Consider the following 23,992-nt stretch of genomic DNA (forward strand, 5'->3'; position numbering starts at 1 on the left):
GCGGCCTCGTTATCGCTTGCGCATTCGCCTACGATGTGGCGACGATTGGATGTCGCATACATCAGCACGTTGCGCGGCGCGCGCTCTAGTGAGCCTTCAAGTAGCGGCTTAAGGTGCTTGTAGCCGCTCTCGCCGAGCTCAAAGCTCAAATCATCGCAAAAGATGATAAATTTAAAGTTCGTTTCGCGGATCGCGTCGATTATATCCACGAGATAGCCCAGATCGTCCCTGCCGATCTCGATAATCTTAAGGTCTTGCGGGATAAATTTAGAAAAAACCGCTTTTGCAAGGCTTGATTTGCCGCAGCCGCTCTCGCCCCACAAAAGCGCGTGGTTGGCACTCGCACTGCGCAGAAAGGCGTCAGTGTTTTTTATTAGAGCCGATTTTTGGCTCTCTAGCCCCACGAGCGCGTCAAGATCGGTAAAATCGATGTCACGGACGATCTTTAGCGCCTTTTTGCTCGCGCGAAAGACGGCGACCTGCACAGCACGCCAATCAATCGCTCTAAAATCGCTGAAATAAATTTGCTCGCCGGCGCCGCTTTGCGCGCTTTTTAGGACGGCTTGCCCCGCTAAATTTAAACCGCTCGCCGCGTCTAAATTTAGCCCTTCGTTCCTGCTTTTGCTCGCATTTTTTTTGATATTTTCATCGCAAGTTCGCATTTTTTAGCTCCCTTCGCAGATAGATTAAAATTTCATTTATCACGTCGTCATCGTCGCGCGTCTGCGCCTTTAATCGCACCTTATCGCCGTTTGCAAGGGTGATCAAGATATTTTCGTCCATGCTCGAAATCACGCGCAAGCCAAGCTTCGTAGCCAAAACCTTAATTATCATCACGTCGATGAATTGCTTGGTGTAGATATCCGCGCGCCCGAAGCGATCCTCGATCTCGCCGAAAATTTCAAGCACTTCGCTCGCCTCGGCGCACTTGCTAAGCCGCCTGTAAAGATCCAGACGCAGGCGATCCTCTCTGATAAATTCCGAGTTTAAAAAGGCGTTTACCGAAATTTTAAGCTCCACGCTCGCAGCGGCGCTCTTTCTGCTTAGTAGCTTGCCGATCTCTTCTTCGAGCATCTTTAGATAAAGCGAGTAGCCGATCGCTTCGATATGCCCGCTCTGTGCCTCTCCGAGCAGGTTTCCGCCGCCGCGAATTTCAAGATCGTGATACGCTAGCACCGAGCCGCTGCCCAAAAACGAGTTGCTCTCAAGCGCTACGAGCCGTTTTAGCGCGTCCTGCGCAAGAGCGGTTTTATCCTCGATCAAAAAGTAGCAAAAGCCCTGTTTGTTACTGCGCCCGACGCGACCGCGCAGCTGGTGCAGATCGGCAATACCGAATTTATCCGCGTTTTCGACGATTATCGTATTTACGCGCGGCATATGAATGCCGCTTTCTACGATGCTGGTACAAAGCAGCAGATCGTATCCGCCCGATACAAATTTTAAAATTTCATCCTCCGTAGTTTTAGCGTCAATCTTGGAGTGCAAAATTAAAATTTTAAGACTTGGCAAAATTTCAAGCAGCTTCTTTTTGGCGCTTTGCATCGTCGCGATGTGGTTGTGGACGTAAAAAATCTGACCGCCACGTCGCAGCTCGCGCGAGATCGCCTCTTTTACGATCTTTTCGTCCCACTGCTTGACGAAGGTGCGCACATCCAGGCGGTCCTGCGGCGGGCTAAGCAGCGTGGAGTAGCTTTTAATCGAGCTTAGCGCCATATTTAGACTGCGCGGTATCGGCGTGGCGGACATACTAAGCAGGTGCGAGGCGGCGCTTTTCTCTTTGAGCCGCTCTTTTTGCTTAACGCCGAATTTATGCTCCTCATCGATGATTATGAGCCCTAAATTTGCGGGGTTTAAATTTAAAAGCGAGTGCGTACCGACCACGACGATCGCCTCGCCGCTTTGCAAGCGCTTTAAAATTTCGCTCTTTTGCCTCGCGCTACTGAAGCGATCGAGCTTGAAAACAGGAATTTCAAACTCCTTAAAGCGCTCGCTAAGCGTGGCGTAATGCTGAGAGCTAAGCAGCGTCGTAGGCACGAAAAACAGCACCGAATGCCCACTTCGGATGCAGGCAAAGATCGCATTCATCGCAACCTCGGTCTTTCCAAAGCCCACGTCGCCGCTAAGTAGGCGGTCCATCACCTTGCCGCTTTGCAGATCCGCTAAAATCGCGCTCACAGCCTTTTGCTGATCGCTTGTGTAGCTAAAGCCGCTTGCGCTTAAAAATTTCGCATAATCCGCGCTTTCGTTTTTGATGACGATCCCTCGCACCAGCTCGCGCTTGGCCGCCAGCGCAATGATCTTTGAAGCGATCGCAAAGAGCTTTTCGCGCACTCGCTCTTTAATTTTTGAAAAGCTCGCCCTGCCCAGATGATCCAAGCTCACCGTGCCGCCGCTTGCGACGTAGCGATCGATCTTATTTAGATACTCGACCGGCAGCAGCAGCTTGTCGCCGCCCTCGTAGAGCAGAGATACGAACTCCTTGCTGCGCCCCATCACCTCTATGAGCTCAAGCCCGTTAAATTTAGCGATACCGTGATCTTCGTGAACGACAAAATCGCCCACGTTTAGCTCATCCAGAGCTAGGCTCGATCTTCGCACGCGCTTTTTAGGCGCCGCTTTGTTTAGCGAAAGGATGATCCGCTCGGCGCTTATTAAATTTACGACGAAATCCTCGCGTAAAATTTCGATATTGCTAAATCCGCCAAGATCAAACGGCGCGAGCAGAGCGTCGTTTCGCGCGATCAGCGTGATAGCCTCGCTGCGGTGAAATTCAAAAAATTCCTGCGACGGCGTCATGGCGAGGTCTTTAAATTTACGCGCCGCGGGCAGTATCTCGATCGCGTCTAAAAAATCCAAATTGCGCTCGGAAAAAATTTCATCCTTTTTGATCTCGTGCAGCAAGACGCAATCAAACGCCTCCGCGTAATCGACGAAACCCTCGATGAACCAAAAGCCGAGCGAGCCCAGATCGCGCGCTAGCGCGTCGCTATCCGCGCGCGATATCTTTTCGCTCACGCTCTCAAACTCGTCCTCGCTTAAATTTGCCAAAAACGGCGCTATCTCGGCTTGCGCGAGCTCATCTTTTTCGCTTTTTTGCGTCGCGACGTCAAAGCGCCTGATACTCTCGACCGTCTCGCCGTCGAGCAGAATTCTAACCGCGCTTTCGCTTCCTACCGAAAAAACATCGATGATCTCGCTACGGAAGCTCACCTCGCCCATGCTTTCGACGATATCGCGAACGTCGTATCCAAGGCGTAAAATTTCCTCTTTTAGCTCGCTTAGGCTTAATTCGCTTCCAAATTTTATATTTAACGGGCGCAGATGGCTTGCAGCAGGGAGTTTATTTAGGATCGTGCGGACGGGCGAGATTAAAATTTTTTTGCCGCTTGCTTTATAAAACGCGCTAAGAGCGGTGCTGATGCCCGCTAGCTCGCCCATGTAGCTGCGCAGATCCTCGCCGAAGCTAGCTCTAAAATCGGGCAGGCAAAAAGCCGCGTAGCCCATAAATTTAAGCACCTGCTCGCACGCCGCAGCCTCTTTATCGTCCTCGCATATCAAAAGCTCTTTTTGGTTTTGCAAAAAGTATTCGTAAACCTCGGCTTGCATTATTTAAACCTTTCGATCTGGTGCTGCACGACATTTGCGATCTCCTGCCACGAAACATTAGGTTCCAAGGTCGAGATATTTTTGAAATTCTGCGCGTTCCAGCTCATAAAATTTGCAGGATCGACGCTTTGAGCCAAAAACCTAACTTCGTAATGCAGGTGCGGGCCGGTGCTGTAGCCGGTGTTACCGCTATAGCCGATGAGATCGCCTTTTTTAACCCAAGAACCGGGCGTTACGACCGCGGAGCTAAGGTGGCCGTAGCGGGTTTCAAAGCCATAATTGTGCGATAGAATCACTAAAATTCCATATCCGCTACCGCTGCCACCTGCAAACTGCACGAAGCCCTCTGCCGTCGCAAACACCGGAGTGCCCTCGCTTGCTCGCAAGTCGATGCCGTGGTGCATCCTCATAACGCCGCTGATCGGATGAGTGCGCATCCCAAAAGGGCTAGTTACGCCGCGATACTGCATCGGAAGTCCATTAGGCACAGCGCTAAGAATCGCGCTCGCCGTTTTTTCGCTAGCTGCGATGTGCGCGCCAGAGCCCTTTTTACGCTCCTTTTTCATCTCATTCATCGCAAGCATTACCTGGATATCACTATCCAGCCCACCTCCATCGTCTTCGCGTCCGTCCAGCTTGGCAAGTACCTCCTCATTTTTGCCCTCAAGCGCGATATTTTGCTCTTTAAGCGCGAGATTTTCGGCGTAGAGGGTTTTGTTTAGCTCCTTTAAATTTGAGCGGTCGCTAGCGAGTTTAAAGATCGCAAAAAACAAAACGAGCAGAAAAATTACGAAAAACGCGGATAAAATTTTAAGTTGAAATCTAAAATTTTCGCCAAAATACAGCGTCTTGGTACCAAAGTGATCGCTTAGGGTGAGTTTAGTTTTAGCCACGGCGCGCCTCAAGCCATAAAATAAAATTTTCTACCAAATGAAACGAGCCGAAAACCAAATACTCCTCATTCGCTCTAAGCTCGCCGCGAAACGGTGAATGCGGAATTTTAAGCGCGTCAAGCGCACGGGTTATTGCCTCTGCCGCCATTTCGCGATCCGCAACCTCGTAGTTAAAGATCTCCACGCGCTCCACTACGGGCGCCAAAGTCCGCAGCACAGCAGCTACGTCCTTATCGGCAAAGGCGTTGTAAATCAGCACGATTTTTTTGCTCCCGTAGATTTCGGTAATTTCGCGGGCGACTTGCTGTGCCGCAAGCTCGTTGTGTCCGACATCCACGCGTAAATTATGCGCCAAAACTTCCATCCTGCCGCGTAAATTTAGAGGCGGCAGCTGCGAAATTTCAAATTTCAGATTTAAGAATTTCATCGCGGTAAGCGCTAGAGCTAAATTTGAAATTTGAAATTTAGGCAGATTATTGCGCGCGCAAAACTCCACGATCTGCGCTCGCTCGCTCTTGCTTAAAAGCTCTGCTGCAAATCTTAAATGAGTTCCTTTTTGCTCTGCGATCTGCTGCGCGATACGAAACGGAACCTCGCTCATCTCGTCGCTTAAAATCGCTTCCTTATCCATCGTAATGAGCTTAGTGTGGGCGATCTGCTCTAGATTTTGTCCTAGCATGCCCAAATGATCGGTGCCGATCGGTGTAAAAAGCGAAAGCATGCGACCAAAGCTCGATGTAGCATCAAACTCGCCGCCCATCCCAGCCTCGATCACGCAGTAATCGCAATCCCTAAAAAGCACTGCTGCCGCAAGCGTGAGATACTCGAAATACGACAGGCTATCTTTAAACTCCGCGGGCAAGCTCTCTTGCAAAAACTCATGCGCGAAATCAAGCTCCTCATCCGTAGCATCGCGACCTAGCGAAATAGGGAGCGAGCTTTGAGCGGATTTAAAATTTGATCTTAGCGGAGATTTAAAATTTTGCTCAGACGAGATTTTTAAATTTTGCTCAGACGGCGATTTGAGATCTTGCGAATTCCATAAATTTTGCGTAGAAGCAGAATTCCGCGTATCTATGGAATTTCGCGCGATAAAATTCTGCTCGCTATAAAAATTTTGCGTGGTATAAACGGAGTTTTGCAGGGCGGAATTCTGCTCGTCGTGCGAATTCTGCATAGCGATAAAATTCTGCGTGGTGGAATTTTGCAAATTAGAAATAGAAATTTGAGAGGTGGAATTTTCTCTGTTCACAAAATTTTGCATTTTTTCGGAATTTTGTCTTTCCGTAAAATTTGATGCCGAAGCAGAATTTTGCTCGTTTTTAAAATTTGAAGCGTCGGAATTCAACGCAGAAACGGGACTTTGCGCGATGCGTCCGCCTAGATAGATGCGCTCGTTGAGCTTAAAAACGTGCGGACTGGTGTAGTGCCCGACGTTAAAGCCTGCTGCGGCGATCGCGTTAGCCAAAAATCGCCCGGTGCTGCCCTTGCCATTGGTGCCGATAATCTGAATGACGTTTTTGAGCGGAATTTTATCTTTAATAGCGGCATACGCCCGCGGGAAGCGCTCGTAGTCGATTTTTTTGTAATAAATCGGGCGATTTTGCAAAAATTCTTTAATGCTGCGCCCGCTCAAGTCTGAATCCCCTAATCGCAAGCGCCGAAATAAACTCGTCAAACGCCTGCGCGGAGGCATTTTCGATCGCCTTGTAGCGGTCCTTATCGCTAATGATCGAGCTCGTATCGTAGCTATTTTTGACTAGGCGGCTAACTTTAAAATCGTAATCGCCCACGCAATCCTTGCTGAAAACCTCGCCGTTTTTAAGCTTGGTGCTAAAATTTACGACAAGATTTGCACGGTAGCTAGTGACGTAGCCGAACTGATCGTATGAAAGCTCGCTAAAGCTTAGGCTTTTTATGCTCGCTACTACGATCGTCTGCGCCGAGTTTTTATCCGTAAGGCTCATTCCTAGGCGCTGGAGCATACCCTGTCTGATCGCATCTTTGATCGCGACGGTGTTTTGCGGATCGGTCTTGCTCATCATCACATCCACAAATACGCTTCCGCTCATCGTCTCTTTTGCAATCCTTGAAACGGGCTTGTAGCCGCAGCCGATCAAAAAAATCAAACAAAAAACGGTTAAAGCTTTTCTCATCTTCGCCTACTTTATCACAAAATTTACGAGCTTGTTTTTGACGTAAATTTCTTTTACGACGCTCTTGCCCTCTAGCCATTTGGCGCAATTTTGCTTTGCAAGGCTTAAAATTTCGCCCTCGCTTAGGCTCGCGCCCGCTTCGAACTCGGCGCGCTTTTTGCCGTTAATCGTGACGGCAAGTTTAATAGTATCGCTTTCGAATACCTCTTCGCAAACTCTCAGCTCGCCGAAATTACGCCTCTTAAACAGCTTCTCGCTAAGCTCGGCGCAGATGTGCGGCACAATAGGCTCGAGCAGGTTTAAAATCACAAAGTAACCCTCGGTAAATACGTCTTTGTTACTCTGCGCATTTAGCGCGTTTAGCGCCTCCATACACGCAGCGATTAGGGTATTAAAAGCAAAACTGCTCTCATAAACCTGTTGCGATTTCTTAAGCGCCTCGTAAACTTTAAGGCGGGCGTATTTTTCCTCTTTATTTAAAGCTGCGTGGTCGATCTGCGGAATTTTATCCGTAGCATAAGCATTTTCGGCGCGATCGTAGAGGCGGTTTAAAAATTTATACGCGCCCTCCACCGCGCTGTCATTCCACTCAAGCTCCTTTTGCGGCGGTGCTGCAAAAAGTATAAAAAGTCTCGCCGTATCAGCGCCGTAGGTCTCGATAATGTCGTCCGGATCGACGGTGTTGCCCTTGCTTTTGCTCATCTTCGCGCCGTCTTTTAGCACCATACCCTGGGTTAGCAGCCGCTCAAACGGCTCGCTATCGCGCAGATAGCCTATGTCGCGAAGAGCCTTTTGGAAAAATCTCGCATACAAAAGGTGCAAAATCGCGTGCTCAATGCCGCCGATATACTGATCGACGTTCATCCAATAGTTCACGCTTTGCTCGTCAAACGCCCGCTGCTGCCACGTCCGCTCGTCGCTTGCGTAGCGCGCGAAATACCACGAGCTTTCAAAAAATGTATCGAGCGTGTCGGTTTCGCGCACCCCGTCGCCGCCGCATTTAGGGCATTTGCAAAACTTCCAGCTAGGATGCGTATCGAGTGGATTTCCTTTGCCGGTGATCTTAATATCCTGCGGAAGCTCTACGGGTAGATTTGAAATTTCTTCGCTTACGAGCCCGCATTTTGGGCAGTGGATCATCGGAATCGGCGCGCCCCAGTAGCGCTGGCGGCTCACTCCCCAATCGCGCAGTTTAAAATTTACCACGCGGCGTCCGAGCCCTAGCTCCTCAAATTTTGAAATGACGGCGCTTTTTGCCTTCTCGCTATCCATGCCGCTAAACTCTTCGGAATTTACCAAAACTCCGCTCTCTGCGTAGGCTTTGTCGGCGTCGTAATCGCCACTTTTTGGAGCGATGCTTTGAATGATCGGCAGGTTAAATTTCTTCGCAAACTCAAAGTCTCTCTCATCGTGCGCAGGCACCGCCATAACCGCGCCGCCGCCGTATTCTGCTAGGACGAAATTTGCAGTCCAAACGGGGATTTTTTTGCCGCTTAGCGGATGAAGCACGCTGATTCCGAGGCTCACGCCGTCTTTATCGCTTGCTTGGCGCTCGCGCGGGCTTTGATTTAAAATTTCTCTCACCTTCGCCGCAGCTTCGGCGCCTAGTAAATTATTATCCAAAAGTCTCTTTACGACCTCGTGCTCCGGCGCGACCGCCGCGTAGCTCATGCCGTAAATCGTATCGGGGCGCGTCGTAAAAACCTTAAAGCCCTCGATGCCGCCAAGTTTGGCGCTGCTTTGCTCGTCAAATTTAAAGCTAAATTCCAAACCCTCGCTGCGCCCGATCCAGTTTTCCTGCATCGTAAGCACCTGAGCGGGCCACTTGCCCTCAAGCTGTTTTAGGCAATCCAAAAGCTCCTGCGCGTAAGCGGTGATTTTTAGATAATATCCCGGCATCTGTTTTTGCACGACCTCGTTGCCGCAGCGCCAGCACCTGCCCTCTTCGACCTGCTCGTTAGCAAGCACCGTCTGATCGTGTTCGCACCAATTTACCACGGCGCTTTTTCTATAGATAAGCCCTTTTTCAAAAAGTTTGATGAAAAATTCCTGCTCCCAGCGCGTATAAAGCGGATCGGAGGTGGCGAGCATGCGGCGAGCCGAAAAGCTAAAGCCCAGGCGGTGCAGCTCATTTTTCATATAATCGATATTTTCGTAAGTCCAAGTTTTAGGGTGAATGCCGTGTTTGATCGCCGCATTTTCCGCAGGCATACCGAAGCTATCAAAGCCGATCGGCTGAAGCACGTTGTATCCGCGTAGTCTATAATATCGACTCAAAGCGTCGCCGATGCTGTAGTTTCGCACGTGCCCCATGTGGATGCGACCGCTTGGATAAGGAAACATCGAAAGGATATATTTTTTAGGCAGGCTATAATCGTCCTTAGGCTCGAAAACTCCCTCTTCGTTCCAAATTTTCTGCCATTTAAGCTCAATACTTTTACTATCGTAAGGCATTTTGCGCTCCTAGAATTCGTCTTTAGTTTTTGCCGACTCAATCGCTATTAAAATTAGCGAGAAAAAGTTTGCAAGTAGCGCGCCGATGGCAAGCGAGGTCACGATCGACAGATCCCCCGGCGCTACTACAATCAAAACGAACGCCGGTATGAGATGCAAATCCGCTACGAGCGAGCTTGCAAAAAGCTCAGCTGCTAGCATATTTCGCACGCCTACTTTCAAAAGCGTCGAGACTGCATTCACGCTGGTTGCTATGAAAAGTAAAATTTCATTCTTCTCATACAAAAACCCGCCTATCGTAGTCATACTCATAAGCGCAAAAAATATGTAAATTACCCTTCCCCAGTTCATATTCTATCCTTACACCGTGCCTTTTTCATACATGGCGCGATTCTTTTCTTTCTCTTTGATACGACGCTGTTTTTCGGCTAAAAACGCGCGGTATTTCTCGACATTAAATTTAAACAAAATCAGCATCGGAGCAGCTACAAACACGGAGCTGAAGGTTCCTGCTATGACGCCTACAAGCATCACGAAGCTAAAGCCGTGGATCATCTCGCCGCCCCAGACGAATAAAATCACAATGACGATGAGAGTCGTAAGCGAAGTAAGCAGCGTGCGCGATAGCGTGTGAGAGATTGATTCGTTTATAACCTCGTCAAGCTTAATCGATTTACTATCTTTTACTCCTTCTCGAATTCTATCGAAAACAACGATGGTATCGTTTAGCGAATAGCCCATTATAGTTAGCAGTGCGGCTAGAATTTCAAGGTTGAAATCCACGCCAGCTAAAATCATCGCACCTACGGCAACTACGACGTCGTGCAGATCCGATAGTACGGCTGCAATCGCAAATCTCCACTCAAACCGCAGGGTGATATAAACCAAAATGAGCGCAAACGACACACATACCGCTAAAATTCCGTTTGTGCGAAGCTCTTCGCCGACTTTAGGTCCTACGATATCGACCTTGCGAATGTCGAAGTTTCCGCTGCCTTGCAAAATTTTTTGCGCCGCTAAAGCGGGATTGTCGCCCAGTTCGCTCGCAGCGCCTGAATATCTAATCGTAACTTCTTGATCGCTACCGAATTCCGTAACGTTGATATTGCCTAAATTCGCCGCTTCGAAGCGCTTTCTGATCTCATCAAGCGGTGCTTTGGCGTCGTATTTAACCTGAATGAGCGTACCGCCGCTAAAATCGATGCCGTAATTAATGCCCTTAATGAAAAACAGCGCAATAGAGCCTATTATCAAAACAGCAGAAAGCGCAAAGGTAAAATATCTAAATTTCATAAAATCATAAATTTTGCCCTTATCAAACACTTGCATTTGCGCCTCCTCTTACTTTATAACCGAGCCAAAGCGCGGTATTTTTGCTCTTTTCCATCTTATCCATTACTAGCTCAAACATTCCGTGCGTGCCCAAAATCGCCGTTATCATCGACGCTACGATACCGATACTCATCGTGACGGCAAAGCCCTTTACCGGGCCGGTACCGTAAGCATAAAGCGCAGCAGAAGTAATTAGCGTAGTGATATTTGAATCCACGATCGCGCTCATCGCATTTTCATAGCCTTTATTTATACTTTGGCGGATTGAAACTCCCGTCCTTAGCACCTCTCTAACGCGCTCATTAATGATAACGTTCGCATCTACCGCCATTCCGATAGTTAGCACAATTCCCGCCATTCCAGGAAGCGTTAATGTTGCACCAAAAAGCGCCATACAAGCGATCAAAAATAAAATATTTACTACAAGCGCGATGTCAGCAAAAAGCCCCGCTACGCCATAGTATAAAATCATAAAGATCAAAATCGCAACCGCCGCCAAACTAAGCGCCGCCATACTTTTATCGATGCTATCTTGTCCGAGGCTAGGACCGATGCTGCGCGTTTCTGAGACTTTGACCGGGGCCAAAAGCGCGCCGCTTCTAAGCGCGATCGCTACGTCATGCGCCTCCTCGACGGTGAATCCGCCGCTGATCTGACCGCTGCCGCCGCCGATACGCTCGTTAATGCGCGGCGCGGAATAAACCTTACCGTCAAGCACGATAGCTAGGCGTTTGCCGACGTTTTTACCGGTAAAATCGCCGAAAATTTGAGCGCCTTGAGAGTTCAGCGTAAAATTTATGATCGGCTGGTTGGTGTGTTGATCGAAAGCAACCTTCGCATCAACTAGCATCGCGCCATCAAGCACCGGAATTTCGTTTATGAGATACTTGTAATTCGGATTTTTAACATCTGGGTAGATCACGTCGCCGTAAGCTCTGGCATCCGCTGCGCTGATAGTCTGTGCGCGGTCTTGGCGCACATCGTCCACCGCCATAAGCTGCAAGTGAGCCGCTTTGGCGATCAGATCCTTGGCGCGCTGCTCATCCGCTGCACTTTTAACGCCCGGAAGCTCAACCAAAATATAACTCTCGCCCTGCTTTGCTACCGTTGGCTCCGCAAGTCCGAATTGATCCAAGCGGTTGCGGATAGTTTCTACGGCCTGTTCGATCGCGTACTTTTTAGTCGCTTCGACCTCCTCAGGCGTTAGCGTGACGCGGTATTTTTCGCCAGATTTTTGAATGTCTAATCCGCTTGCGGCGCTATGCAAAATCGCATCAAATTTAGAAGCCTCGTCTGCGTCTAAAATTTCAAACTCAAACGAATCGCCTTCCAATTTTAGCCCATCCATCAGCAGATCATCGCGCTTGGCGGCGTAATTGACGCTCGCGGCGATCGATTTGATCTTTGAAACGACAGCCTCGTCGCTTTGAACCTCAAGCAGCATGTGAAGCCCGCCTTGCAGATCCAGACCCAAGTTTATCTTGCTTCCCTTTTCGGTCTGAAAGATCGAAGGCGCGGCAAAAATCGCCGAAAAAATAACCGCAGCTAAAAAGATCAGCAGGCGGTATGAAATTTTACTGCTCATCTAATTTTCTTGCCACAAATTGTTTATCCAGCTCAACCATGACCTCATCGTTAAGCTTAACTGTGATAAAATCATTGTTTGTTTTCACGACCGTGCATTTTATGCCACCGCTAGTTATGATCTTATCGCCTTTGCCGAGCGCATCGACCATCGCTTTATGATCCTTGGCCTGCTTTTGCTGCGGTCTGATAATCAAAAAATACATAATCGCAAAGATTACGACGATAGGCAGGATTGATGCAAAGAAGTTTCCTTGTTCCATGTGTTTCCTTCATTAGAAATTTAAAAAGTAGCTATTTTACATTAAGTTACATAAATAAAGGCTTTGTTCTTGCCCTTGCGCTTTCAAATTTTATTTTCGTAGAAATTTTAAGCTCTAAATTTGACGGCTTAGGCGCTTTGGTGGCAGAATTTTTCTCGCCTCTAATTGCGATAGCAGCACTTTTTTATCTGCTAAAAGCAAGCAAGGCGGAGTGGTTTTGGTGCGGATTTTTTATCGGCGCGCTGTGGATGCACTGGATCAGCTTCAGTCTGATCTATTTCGATCTTGCGTTTTTGATCCCGATTGAAATTCTTGGAATTTGCCTCGTTTACGCCTTTATTTTTCGCATCTTTGCGATCTTTGACGCGCCGGTTTTGCGCGCCGTGTGCCTTTTAATTCTAAAATTTATCCATCCTTTCGGCTTTGATTGGCTAAATTTTGAACTGCTGCTAAGTCATGGAATTTTCAGAGCCGATCTTAGCGCGCTGGCTCTGATTTTAGCTGGGCTTTGCGCGATTTTATATCTACGCAAGCGTGGCGTTGCGGCTAGGCTCAACGCCCTAATTTTCACGGCGTTTTTGATCTGCGCATTGCAATTCAGCCAAAAAGAGCCCACGCCGCTACCGATTAAAATTTCACTCGCAAACACCGACATTTCGCAGCACGACATCTGGGCGAAAGATAAAATTTTATCCGCCGCGTTGGCAAATTTAGCTCGAATAGACGATGCGATCGCAGAGGGACTGGACGCGATAATCTTGCCCGAGAGCGCCTTTGCGATGCCGCTAAATTTAGAAAACGTGCTAGTTGAAGCTCTAAAGGAAAAATCGCGCGCAATTACTATCGTAGCGGGCGCGGAAGCGTATGAGGACGGGAAATTTTACAACAGCGCCTATCTTTTTGCAAACGGGGAAATGAAGCGCTTCGATAAGCACATTTTGGTGCCGTTTGGCGAAATGGTTCCGCTACCGGAATTTGCGCGAAATTTCATCAACCGCGTGCTACTGGGCGGCGCGACCGATTTTTCCACAGCTAGCGGTTTTAGCGACTACGAGCTTGGCGGGCGAAGCGTAAGAAGCGCCGTTTGCTACGAGGCTACGCGCGCAGAGCTTTACGAAGGCTCGCCCAAATACGTCGTAGCGATCAGCAATAACGGCTGGTTCGTGCCGAGCTACGAGCCCTATTTGCAGCGCCTCATAATCCGCTACTACGCGAGTTTGCACGGCACGTTGATCTATCACGCCGTAAACGGCAGCGCTAGCGAGATAATCGCTCCGAAAAAGATCTGGATAAACCGCCTTAAAGATCATCTAAAATAGCCTAAAAAGTTATTTTTAAACGACTTTTGGGTAATATTTTAAAATTTTATTAGGAGCTAAATTTATGGCTAAATACAATCGCATACTCGTAAAATTTTCGGGTGAAGCGCTAGCGGGAGAGAACGGTTTTGGGATCGATAGCGAAATTTTAAAATTTATCGCTAAAGAGATCAAGCAGCTCGTAGAGGGCGGCATCGAAGTAGGCATCGTAATCGGCGGCGGCAACATCATAAGAGGCGTAAGCGCCGCAGCTAGCGGTATCATCAAACGCACCAGCGGCGATCATATGGGCATGCTAGCGACCGTCATCAACGCAATCGCGATGAGAGAAGCGCTAGAATACGCAGGTATGGACGTGCGCGTGCAAAGCGCGATAAAGATGGAAGCGATCTGCGAGACCTTCATTATCGGCCGCGCTAAAAGGCACCTCGAAAAAGGTCGCGTCGTGATATTTGCCGCGGGCACGGGAAATCCATTCTTTACTACCGATACTGCGGGCACTCTCCGCGCGATCGAAATCGGAGCCGATGCTATCATAAAAGCAACCAAAGTGATGGGGATCTACGACAAGGATCCGCAAAAATTTAAAGACGCTAAATTGCTTTCCAAAGTCACTTACGATCAAGCCCTGCACGACAACATCAGGGTGATGGACGATACGGCTATCGCGCTTGCTAAAGACAATGCGCTCCCGATCATCGTGTGCAATATGTTTAAGAGCGGAAATTTATACAAAATCGTCGATGGCGGAGATCTAAGCTCCTGCTCGATCGTAAAAAACTGAAATTTTAAATTTAAGGAGAATTGATGAGAACCGAACAAATTGTAGCCAAGGCTTTAAAAGTAACGGGCGGAGATAGATATAAGCTATCTTTGATGATAAGCAAACGCGCCGAGCAGCTAGCTGCGGGCGAACCGCCGTTAATAGATAACGTAGATACTCGCAGGATGAAATTTGCCGATATAGCAATCTTGGAACTAGCCGAAGGTAAGATCGCATTAGATGGAATCGTTGACAAGGATTAATGATAACTTCTTAGAAAGTCTTATCGACGATGTCGTCGATACCAAAGACATTCAAAGCGCCAAGCAGCTGCTTTATAATCTAAAAGAGCCCACTCCACTGCTGGTGGATGCTATAAATTTATGCATCGCTCAGCACAACGGGCAGTTTCGCAAAAGCGGCGAGCCGTATGCAATCCATCCGATTTTGGTAGCTTGCTTCGTATCTTTTATGGGCGGAGACGACGCGATGGTGATATCTGCGCTACTACACGACGTAGTAGAGGATACAGATTACAGCATCAAGCAGGTTAGACAAAGATTCGGCGACGAAGTAGCCAAAATCGTAGAAGGGCTTACTAAAATCGTAAACATCAGGGAGGATAAACTGGCTCCATCTGGCGATAGCAACGCCAAGCTTCGCACCACCGCACTTACCTTCCGCAGGATGCTGATGATCTCCATTAACGATCAGCGCGTCCTAGTCGTAAAGCTCTGCGACAGGCTACACAATATGCTAACCCTAGACGCACTTCGCCCCGATAAGCAAAAACGCATCGGCGAGGAGACGCTTTTGGTTTACGCGCCGATCGCGCACAGGCTTGGAATTTCATCGATCAAAAACGTGCTTGAGGATCTTAGCTTCAAATACGTCATGCCCAAGGAGTACTCGGCGATCGCCGATTACGTCGAGGAGCACAAGCAGCAGCTTCAGATGAGCTTGAGCAAATTTAGCGAAAAGATCAAGGAGTATATGCTCTCAAACGGCTTTAGTGAGGGCAGCTTTGAGATCCAAAAGCGAATGAAGCACTACTATTCGATCTTTTTAAAGATGCAGCGCAAAGGAATTTCGATCGAGGAGGTGCTTGATCTTTTGGCTATCCGCATCATCGTGCAAAAGCCGATGGATTGCTACTTGGCTTTGGGTATAATCCATACTAAATTTAATCCTCTGATCTCACGCTTTAAGGATTATATTGCGCTTCCGAAGCAAAACGGCTACCAGACGATCCACACGACCGTCTTTAACGAAAGTATGATCGTAGAGGTACAGATCCGCACCTTTGATATGCATAACACCGCAGAATTCGGCGTCGCCGCTCACTGGAAATATAAATATAGCGGCTCAATCAATCCGAAGCTTGATTGGCTAAACGACATCGGCATGCAGGAAGAGGACGACGCCAACGCCGAGGATCTTTACGAATACGCTAAAGACAGCCTCTACGTAGAAGATATCGCCGTGTATTCGCCAAAGGGCGGAATTTTTACATTGCCGCGCGGCGCTACGGCGCTTGATTACGCCTACGAGATACACTCTCAAGTGGGCTTAAAAGCAACCGAGGCCTTTATAAACCGCGTCAAGGTGCCGCTTCTTACGGAGCTTAAAAACGGAGATATCGTTCATATCATCACCGGAAGCGAGCCACACTACCGCTGCAGCTGGCTAAGCTCGGTCAAAACCGGCAAGGCGCGCGCGACGATAAAAGCGTTTTGCAAGCAAAAGATCAGAGATATAAATTTTGAAGTAGCGATTAAAATTTTATGCGCGATCTTTACGACGAGCAAGGAGAGCATTCTAAGCTGGCTTGAAAAAGAAAATTTAAGCAAAAAGATCGGCAAAGCTGCCTACGACTCGGTATTTTTAAAAGACGTCGTAAACGCGCTGAAAAAATACCCGCTCAAAGAGAAATTCTTCAATATGAAATTTCGCAGCAAGTATGAGATCGAGAAGCAAAAATTTGACAACATCGTGGTGTATTCAAATTTTAAAATCGACGAGGTCGAGTTTGATTACTGCTGCAACCCAAAGCGCGGCGACGACATCATCGGCTTTCGCAACGGGCACGGCGTGACGGTGCATCATAAGCTGTGCGAACGTGCAAGCGAGCTAATCAAAACCGATGAGATGATCTTCGTGAAATGGACGCGTAATGCGCCGCACCGCTACAAGATCATATTAAATTTAGAAAACAAGCGCGGCTCGCTGGCGACGTTTTTGAACTATTTAGTCAAGCTCGAGGTCGATCTAGTGTCGATAAGCCTCAACGAAAATAGCGAAACGACGTCGGATTATTTTGAGATCATCATCGAGCTAAACGAAAATTTAGACTCCACGGAGATTAAAGATAAACTCAAAAACCGCTTTAAAATCGTGGATTTCGTATCGCTTACGGACGTATATAAAAACTAAATAAGGGAGAGCAAATGGCTGACATTCAAGGCATTATGGAAAATTTTAAGCGCGGCGTCGCCGAGATCATCGGCGAAGAGCAGATCGAGGCACTGATTAGGCGCTATTACGACAGCGGCGAGGTCTTTTACGTCAAAATCGGCATGGATCCCACTGCTGCGGATCTGCACCTAGGGCACGCCGTCGTGCTAAATAAACTTGCGTTTTTGCAAAACCATGGCGCGATCGTGCAGTTTCTAATCGGCGATTTTACCGCTCAAATCGGCGATCCTACGGGCAAGAGCGAGACTCGCAAAAAACTAGCGCGCGAAGTCGTGCTTCAAAACGCCAAAACCTACGAGCAGCAGGTCTTTAAAATTCTAAATCCCGCCAAAACCAAGGTGATGTTTAACTCCGAATGGACCAACCGCCTGGGTGCTAGCGGTATGATCGAGCTATCAAGCACTTTTAATGTTGCCAGGATGCTCGAGCGCGACGACTTCGAGAAGCGCTACAAGGCAGAGCAGCCGATCAGCATCAGCGAGTTTATGTATCCGCTACTGCAAGGATACGATAGCGTTTGCATGAAATGCGATATAGAATTCGGCGGCACCGATCAGAAATTTAATCTTTTAATGGGTCGCCAGCTACAAAGAATTTATGATGTCGGTAAAGAGCAAAGCGTCGTGATGATGCCGCTTTTAGTAGGTACCGACGGCACAAACAAAATGAGCAAAAGCCTTGGTAACTATATCGGCGTAACCGATACGCCTCATGATATGTACGGCAAGGTGATGAGTATCAGCGATGCGTTAATGTGGGATTGGTATAATCTGCTAAGCCAAAAGAGCAGCGAAGATATTGAGCTAATAAAAGGCTTCGTAGCGGATGGCTCGATCCATCCTAAGGCGGTTAAGGAGGAGCTTGCCTCTGAGATCGTCACGCAATTTTATGACGAAAACACCGCCTTTGAGGCCAAGCAGGAATTTGACCGCGTCCACGGCGCCGGCGAGCTTCCTAGCGAGATCAAGCAATATCACGTAAGCTCGCCTGCATGGATCGTAAAGGCGCTCATCAGCTGCAAGCTCGCCGTATCCAGCTCGGATGCGCGCAGGTTGATAAAATCAAACGCCGTCAGTATCGATCAAAATAAAATTTTAGATGAGCAGCTTCAGCTTAGCTCGGGCGAATATACACTCCAAGTAGGAAAGAAAAAATTCGCTAAATTAAAGGTGGATTAATGAGTATAAAAATAGGCAAACACGAGATTGCGCACCCGATAATTCAAGGCGGCATGGGACTTGGTATCAGCTGGGATAAGCTAGCCGGTAATGTCAGCCTAAACGGCTGTCTAGGCGTCATTAGCTCGGTCGGCACCGGCTACTACGAAAATCTTAAATTTGCCAAAAAATCGCTCGATGGCAGACCCTATCAAAGCGAGAATTTTTATAGCAAAGAGGCGCTTTTTGCCATCGTGCAAAACGCCCGTAAAATTTGTGGCAATGCACCTTTGGGGATGAATGTAATGTGTGCGGCGAACGACTACGAGCGCATTGTAAGAGATTCGTGCAAGGCAGGTATCGACATCATCATAAGCGGTGCGGGGCTTCCTACCAATCTGCCGGAATTTACGGCAGATTTCCCGGACGTCGCGCTCGTGCCTATCGTCTCCTCAGCTAAGGCTCTTAAGATCATCGCCAAACGCTGGAAGCAGCGCTACGATAGAATTCCCGACGCCGTAGTGCTGGAGGGTCCTCTTAGCGGCGGACATCAGGGCTTTACCTACGAGCAGTGCGGCGATCCCGCGTTTGCGCTGGATAATCTGATTCCGCAAGTAAAAGCGGAAATTGCGCAATGGGGCAGCTTCCCGCTCTTTGTCGCAGGCGGAATCTGGGATAAGAGCGACATCGATCGCGTGAAATCTTTGGGCGCGGATGGCGTGCAGATGGGTACGCGCTTCATCGGCACCTTTGAATGCGACGCCGCGGAGGAATTTAAGCAAGTGCTTCTTAACGCCAAAAAAGAGGACATCCAACTCCTAAAATCGCCCGTAGGCTATCCCGCGCGCGGAATTCATACAAATCTGCAAGATATGATCGCCGCAGGCAGCGCGCCTAAAATCCGCTGTATCAGCAACTGCGTAAGCCCCTGCGAGCGCGGCAAAGGCGCTAACGCCGTAGGATACTGCATCGCCGACCGTCTAAGCGATGCATATTTGGGCAAAACGCAAAGCGGTCTGTTTTTTACTGGCGCGAACGGATGGCGATTAAACGAGATAATATCCGTAAAGGAATTGATAGAAAAACTTGTAAATGGCGAAGATAGTTAAAATTTTTCTAATCGCGGCTTTTAGCTGCGTATTGGCGTTTGGAGCTTCCAGCGAGGCGTTTTTTGCGAAATTCGACAAGGATTTCATCGTAGCAACACCAAATTACAAGCGCTCGCTACACAAGGAGCTAAAATCGCTCTACCAAGGCGCGTCCGATAAAGAAGTTCGCATCAAAGCGCTAAAGAGGCTGGTTTATAGCTCGAAAAATTTAGGGCTCGATTCCTCCGCCTATGAAAAGGAGCTCGCGCGCATAAACACAAAGGGCGCGGATAAAACAAAATCCAAAAGCTCTAGCGACGAGAACAAACAAGCTTCAAGCTCCGCCGAAAAGAAAAGCTCTAAAAATTCCAAAAAAGCAAGCTCTGCTAGCGATGAAGACTCCCGAGCTTCGAGCAGCTCCAAAATAAAATCCGCAAAAAGCGAGAAAAGCTCCAAAGCGGAAAATTCCAAAAGCTCCTCAAATTTAGCGAATAAAAGCGCCAAAGCTTCCGCCTCGGAAAATTCTAAAGCCTCCACATCCAAAAACTCATCAGCTAAAAAAACGCAAGCTGCAAAAAACGCCGATCTAAGCTCGCTATCTAGTGAGGATTTGGAGTTTTTACGCTCCACTAGGCCCCGCGGTGCGGACGACGCAAAAAATTCAACAGACGATGCGCATAGCAGCAACACAAGCGAAAATCCCGCGGGAGCCGACGACTCCTTACAAGCGCAGAATTCCGCAAGTAGCACTGCAACCGAGCGACTAGATTCTGAACTTCGCAAAAGCAGTGTAAAAAAATCCTCCTCCGATGCCAAACTCGCTCTAGCATCGCTGCGCGGTGATGGGGATGAGATCGTGCTTGAGTTTAACCGCGATCTAAAGCGCGGCGATTATAAAGATTTTACGATCGCAAGTAGCGATAATTTTCGCTTCGTGATTGATTTTAGCGCGCGGCAAAAGTCACAAAAAACGCGGCTTAAAAATAGCTTCGTTAGCGATGTACGCGTCTCGCAATACAACGACAAGACCGTGCGTATCGTACTTAGCGACCCGAAAGAATTCAACGCAAACGTTGAAATTAACGGCAATATGATGATTTTAAGTACGGCTGAAGGCTTAAAAGCCACAAAATCTGCGCGCGCAGAAAAAAACAAGGATCAAAAATCGGGGCGCAAGCGCGAACGCGAGCAAGATAGCGAGCCGCAAATCAGCACGATAGATGAATCTCAAGGCGCCAAATCGGTCTCCGTGGCCGCCGGTAAAATTTACAAATCCACTAAGGGCAAACTCATCGTAATCGATCCGGGTCACGGCGGCAGCGATTCGGGCGCGGTAGGAAACGGGCTAAAAGAAAAAAATGTCGTGCTGGCCACATCCAAAAAGCTCGGCGCGCTGCTTACCAAGCGCGGATACAAGGTACTTTATACGCGCAGCACCGACGTTTTTATAAATCTACGATCGCGCACCGCTTTCGCCGCTAAAAAAAACGCCGATATGTTTATTTCGATCCACGCAAATGCCGCTCCTAACGCTAGCTCAGCACTTAAAATGAGCGGCGTGGAGACCTTTTTCTTAAGCCCGGCTAGAAGCGAGCGCAGTAAAAACGCCGCCGCACTCGAAAACAAGGGCGATCTGGAGGATATGAACACCTTCTCAAAGCAGACCTTTTTAAATTTCTTAAATCGCGAGAAGATAATATCCTCAAACAAGCTTGCCATCGACATTCAAAGCTATATGCTAAGCTCGGTCAAAAAGAGCTTTTCAAGCAGAGACGGCGGCGTACGCGAGGCGCCATTTTGGGTGCTCGTAGGCGCTACGATGCCCGCGGTGCTCGTGGAGATGGGCTACATCACGCACCCGCAGGAAGGTAAAAATTTAGGCAAAAGCGCCTATCAAGACCGCATCGCTCAGGGTATCGCAAACGGCGTGGACGCGTACTTTCAGAAAAACAAGTGATGAAATTTTACGCGCTACGCATTTTGCGAGCTAGATGAAATTTTATTTAGGCGCGAGATTTGCTCCGCAGATATAAGTTTGGCGAGCGGCATAGATCTTGCGGATAAACACAGCGCGAAGGCGGTAAATTTAAAATTTAAAACCCGCCGCGCTAAATTTAAAGCAAAACGCGCGGGCGCTTGCATGCAAATTTCGCTCGCATGTCAAATATTTACTACGGGCAGGTAAATTTTGCGGGGCGTCTTGTGGCGCCACGAGCTAGGGACGTATACGGCTTAGATGCGGAATTTTAACGCGGCTCGGCGTAAAATTTTAAAGCACAGACTTGGCGCCACTTGTGCTCAGCAGAGTGCGACTAGCGGTAAAATTTACCGACAGAATCGCATTTAAGCCGCACGAAAATAGCGATTTTGTCGCACTAACGCAAGTCGTGTTTCAAACCGCGTCCGCGCAATTAGGATTGCGTTTAAGTTATGAGCGTGTATATTGCGCCAGTCGCGTTTAAAATAGCGCGGTCGCGTCCTGAAATTTCGCGCTATGTCCGCAGGACGCGCAATATTTGCGTAATGCTGCGAACACGGCAGTTGCGATGCGTCGATGCCTGCGCTCTATGTGCATTAAAGGTGCAGCTGAATCGTAAATTTAAAGATAAATTTTAAAAGGTCCAAAATGAAAAAAATCGTATTTTTGATCCTGCTTTTCGCAGCCGTTGCGCTCGCACTCTACGTCACTTCGCGCGTCAATCCAAATCTTTTCGCCGAAATCAAAATCCTAGGCGCGCTGCTAAACGCCACGATCTTCGGCGTCGCGCTCATCGCCTTAGCGATCGGCGAAAAGGATGTAGTGCACTTCCCGTTTCTTACCGCCTCGCTACTGGCGCTGTTTTCGGGGCTAGTGGAGGGCGTGCTGCTCTTCGAAAACCGCTACTACATCGCGATCACGGCGGCGGCGTTCGTCGCTTTCGTCTTTTATCTACAGATCAGGCACAAAAGATTTTCAAATAAAGCTTATAAAAATTCTGCGGACGAAGGCTCTAGAAATGATAAGGGCGCAAATTTAAAAGACGCAGATTTCGGCGGCGCAAAAGATGCGCAGGAGCCGCAAAGCAAAGACGCTGCGGCGGATGAAATTTTAAACTTTAAAAGCGGCAACGAAATTTCAAATTCTCAAAGCAAGGATGAAATTTTAAACTCTAGTGGCGATCTCGGTGAAAATTTCGCGAGCGGCGCCGAAGAAAATTCCGACGAAAATTTTAAAATTTCAAATGGTAGCGCGGGCGAAGGCGGCGCGGGTGAAAATTCTGCGCAAAATTTCAATCAGGGCGCTGAAAATTCCGCGCCCGACGCAAGGCGCGATAGATGATCAGATCCGCGCTGATCGCGCTTGCGGTGATATTTTTACTGCTTTTAAATTTAGCCAATCTTTTCGGCATAATAGGCCTAAGCGGACCGGTGCCTGCGATGATCTGGTTTGCGATCAGCTTCTGCGGGGTTTTTTATCTATACAAATTTTGCGGCACAAAGCCAGTCGCGGCGCGGATCGGGATCTTTGCCGTAGCCTTCGTGGGCGGATTTTTCACGAGCGTTTTGTACTACGGATTTTTTAATTCGCAAACTTTGGAATTTGCCTTTACATACGCCTTTTTCGCGGTGGTTTTTACGCTCGGCATCGGCGTGATTTTGTAGCGAGCTTTAAAATTTAGCCCGCTGCTTCAAATTTCACCGCCGACTTAAAAACAAGTCTCGCTCGATTTTGTAGAATTTCAAAATTTACCCGTGCGAACGCTAAATTTACATCCTGATCTTATAGGTCTTGTAGTTATCCTTCATCCTAAACGTCAGCAAATTTTGTAAAATTCCAAAGAGGATCATAAAGGTGATGAAGCTGCTGCCGCCGTAGCTGAAAAACGGCAGCGGCACGCCTACGACGGGCGCGAAACCCACCACCATCGAGATATTAACGCCCGTATAAATGAAAATGAGCGAGGCAAGCGCGCTCGTAAAGACCCGTATCAGATAGTCGCTTTTAAAATCGTAGTTCAGGCTCAGCAGATGCAGTATCAGCAACGCATACAGCGCGATCAGCGCGGCAGCCCCCACGAAGCCGAAGCGCTCGATTGTATAAGCGAAGATAAAATCGCTCGTCGCAATCGGCAAAAATTTAAAGTGCGTCTGCGTCGCTTCGTCTCTATCTTTGCCGTAGATGCCGCCGTTTCCGATAGCGATGATCGCCTGCTTGACCTGGTAATTGGGCTCCTCGCTGATGAAATCGGCGATGCGCTTTTTTTGATAATCGTGCATGTTTTCGTACAAAATCGGCGAGCAGGCCACAAAAACGATGATCAGCGTGAGCCAAATTTTTTTATCGACGCCGATGATGAAAAGGATTGCAAATCCCGTCAAAAAAAGTATCGCGGCGGTGCCTAGGTCGGGCTCTTTCGCGATCAGAACGAAGGGCAGAAGTATGTAGAAGCTAAGGCGCAAAAAATCCTTCAGCCCGTAGCCGTTTTTCGGCGGCGGATTTTTGTGTATCAGATACATCAGCATCAGGATAAACGCGGGCTTCATCACCTCGCTGGGCTGCAGCGTAAAATGCACGAAAGGAATCTCCAGCCAGCGCCTCGCTCCTAGCTTGCTAACGCCGAAAAAATCGACGCTTAGCAGCAATATGGTGTTGATCCAATAAAATATCGGGATCAGATATAAAAATTTGCGTATCGGAAAGAGAAAAAACAGCGTAAAAACGGCAAATCCGACGCCAAAATAAACGACCTGCTTCGAGGATAGTACGTCGTTTGCCTCGCTTATTAAAACGTATGAAAAAACCACTATCGGCACGATCAAAAAAGGTTGAATGAAATCAAAATATGCTAAAATCTTTTTGTCAATTTTAAACAACGCTTAATCCTAATTAAAATTTTGACGTAAGAATAGCCAAAAAAGGTA

The 23,992-nt window shown here is 48.2% G+C and carries 20 protein-coding genes; 9 read left to right on the forward strand and 11 right to left on the reverse strand.

The window, feature by feature from the left end:
- From KH703_RS02575 to yajC, 10 genes are all read right to left on the reverse strand, one after another.
- Positions 1–662, reverse strand: a 662-nt coding sequence (locus tag KH703_RS02575; protein WP_304293869.1) for a DUF815 domain-containing protein, incomplete at its 3' end; no start/stop codon positions are given.
- Positions 646–3,606 carry a DEAD/DEAH box helicase gene (locus tag KH703_RS02580; RefSeq protein WP_304293870.1) on the reverse strand — a complete coding sequence of 987 codons (2,961 nt, stop codon included), beginning with the start codon at positions 3,604–3,606 and terminating at the stop codon, positions 646–648. The genes KH703_RS02580 and KH703_RS02575, both read right to left, overlap by 17 nt.
- Complete coding sequence (locus KH703_RS02585) at positions 3,606–4,499, reverse strand: M23 family metallopeptidase (protein ID WP_005872272.1); 894 nt, start codon at positions 4,497–4,499, stop codon at positions 3,606–3,608. The genes KH703_RS02580 and KH703_RS02585 overlap by 1 nt, the downstream gene beginning before the upstream one ends.
- A complete protein-coding gene (locus tag KH703_RS02590; protein WP_304293873.1) occupies positions 4,492–6,135 on the reverse strand; it encodes a bifunctional folylpolyglutamate synthase/dihydrofolate synthase in 1,644 nt (547 codons plus the stop codon). The genes KH703_RS02585 and KH703_RS02590 overlap by 8 nt, the downstream gene beginning before the upstream one ends.
- Positions 6,116–6,655, reverse strand: a complete 540-nt coding sequence (lptE, locus tag KH703_RS02595) for an LPS assembly lipoprotein LptE (protein ID WP_304293875.1) — start codon at positions 6,653–6,655, stop codon at positions 6,116–6,118. Before lptE ends, KH703_RS02590 begins: the two co-directional genes overlap by 20 nt.
- A 6-nt stretch (positions 6,656–6,661) precedes the next feature.
- A complete protein-coding gene (gene leuS, locus KH703_RS02600; RefSeq protein WP_304293876.1) occupies positions 6,662–9,109 on the reverse strand; it encodes a leucine--tRNA ligase in 2,448 nt (815 codons plus the stop codon).
- A 9-nt stretch (positions 9,110–9,118) separates the two neighbouring features.
- Positions 9,119–9,460, reverse strand: a complete 342-nt coding sequence (locus tag KH703_RS02605; protein ID WP_005872279.1) for a DUF6394 family protein — start codon at positions 9,458–9,460, stop codon at positions 9,119–9,121.
- 9 nt (positions 9,461–9,469) lie between these two features.
- The gene (secF, locus tag KH703_RS02610; RefSeq protein ID WP_298979976.1) at positions 9,470–10,438 is read right to left on the reverse strand and encodes a protein translocase subunit SecF; all 969 of its coding nucleotides are present in this window, start codon (positions 10,436–10,438) and stop codon (positions 9,470–9,472) included.
- On the reverse strand, positions 10,425–12,026 hold the full coding sequence (gene secD, locus KH703_RS02615) for a protein translocase subunit SecD (protein WP_304293879.1): 1,602 nt from the start codon (positions 12,024–12,026) through the stop codon (positions 10,425–10,427). Before secD ends, secF begins: the two co-directional genes overlap by 14 nt.
- Positions 12,016–12,288 carry a preprotein translocase subunit YajC gene (gene yajC, locus KH703_RS02620; RefSeq protein ID WP_005872282.1) on the reverse strand — a complete coding sequence of 91 codons (273 nt, stop codon included), beginning with the start codon at positions 12,286–12,288 and terminating at the stop codon, positions 12,016–12,018. The genes secD and yajC overlap by 11 nt, the downstream gene beginning before the upstream one ends.
- Between yajC and KH703_RS02625 the strand changes: the two genes are divergently transcribed.
- The 9 genes from KH703_RS02625 to KH703_RS02665 all read left to right on the forward strand — a co-directional run bounded on the left by KH703_RS02625 (position 12,264) and on the right by KH703_RS02665 (position 22,732).
- A complete protein-coding gene (locus tag KH703_RS02625; RefSeq protein WP_304293881.1) occupies positions 12,264–13,607 on the forward strand; it encodes an apolipoprotein N-acyltransferase in 1,344 nt (447 codons plus the stop codon). The genes yajC and KH703_RS02625 overlap by 25 nt on opposite strands.
- A gap of 64 nt (positions 13,608–13,671) precedes the next feature.
- Entirely contained in the window at positions 13,672–14,391 is a 720-nt protein-coding gene (pyrH, locus tag KH703_RS02630) for a UMP kinase (RefSeq protein ID WP_005872284.1), read from the forward strand.
- 23 nt (positions 14,392–14,414) lie between these two features.
- On the forward strand, positions 14,415–14,633 hold the full coding sequence (locus KH703_RS02635; protein ID WP_005872285.1) for a DNA-directed RNA polymerase subunit omega: 219 nt from the start codon (positions 14,415–14,417) through the stop codon (positions 14,631–14,633).
- The gene (locus KH703_RS02640) at positions 14,611–16,803 is read left to right on the forward strand and encodes a bifunctional (p)ppGpp synthetase/guanosine-3',5'-bis(diphosphate) 3'-pyrophosphohydrolase (RefSeq protein ID WP_304293883.1); all 2,193 of its coding nucleotides are present in this window, start codon (positions 14,611–14,613) and stop codon (positions 16,801–16,803) included. Before KH703_RS02635 ends, KH703_RS02640 begins: the two co-directional genes overlap by 23 nt.
- Positions 16,804–16,817: 14 nt before the next feature.
- On the forward strand, positions 16,818–18,023 hold the full coding sequence (gene tyrS / locus KH703_RS02645; RefSeq protein WP_304293886.1) for a tyrosine--tRNA ligase: 1,206 nt from the start codon (positions 16,818–16,820) through the stop codon (positions 18,021–18,023).
- Complete coding sequence (locus KH703_RS02650) at positions 18,023–19,111, forward strand: nitronate monooxygenase (protein WP_304293888.1); 1,089 nt, start codon at positions 18,023–18,025, stop codon at positions 19,109–19,111. The genes tyrS and KH703_RS02650 overlap by 1 nt, the downstream gene beginning before the upstream one ends.
- Positions 19,095–21,047: an N-acetylmuramoyl-L-alanine amidase gene (locus tag KH703_RS02655; RefSeq protein WP_304293889.1), complete on the forward strand. Its 1,953-nt coding sequence runs from the start codon at positions 19,095–19,097 to the stop codon at positions 21,045–21,047. The genes KH703_RS02650 and KH703_RS02655 overlap by 17 nt, the downstream gene beginning before the upstream one ends.
- Positions 21,048–21,716: 669 nt before the next feature.
- Positions 21,717–22,409 (forward strand): hypothetical protein, encoded by a 693-nt coding sequence (locus tag KH703_RS02660; RefSeq protein WP_304293891.1) that lies wholly within the window; start codon positions 21,717–21,719, stop codon positions 22,407–22,409.
- Positions 22,406–22,732, forward strand: a complete 327-nt coding sequence (locus KH703_RS02665; protein ID WP_304293893.1) for a hypothetical protein — start codon at positions 22,406–22,408, stop codon at positions 22,730–22,732. Before KH703_RS02660 ends, KH703_RS02665 begins: the two co-directional genes overlap by 4 nt.
- A 105-nt stretch (positions 22,733–22,837) precedes the next feature.
- Here KH703_RS02665 and KH703_RS02670 read toward each other — a convergent pair whose 3' ends face one another.
- Positions 22,838–23,944 carry an FtsW/RodA/SpoVE family cell cycle protein gene (locus KH703_RS02670; RefSeq protein WP_304293895.1) on the reverse strand — a complete coding sequence of 369 codons (1,107 nt, stop codon included), beginning with the start codon at positions 23,942–23,944 and terminating at the stop codon, positions 22,838–22,840.
- Positions 23,945–23,992 lie beyond the last annotated feature (48 nt).

The organism is Campylobacter gracilis, from assembly GCF_018374135.1.
Classification (GTDB): Bacteria; Campylobacterota; Campylobacteria; order Campylobacterales; family Campylobacteraceae; genus Campylobacter_B; species Campylobacter_B gracilis_A.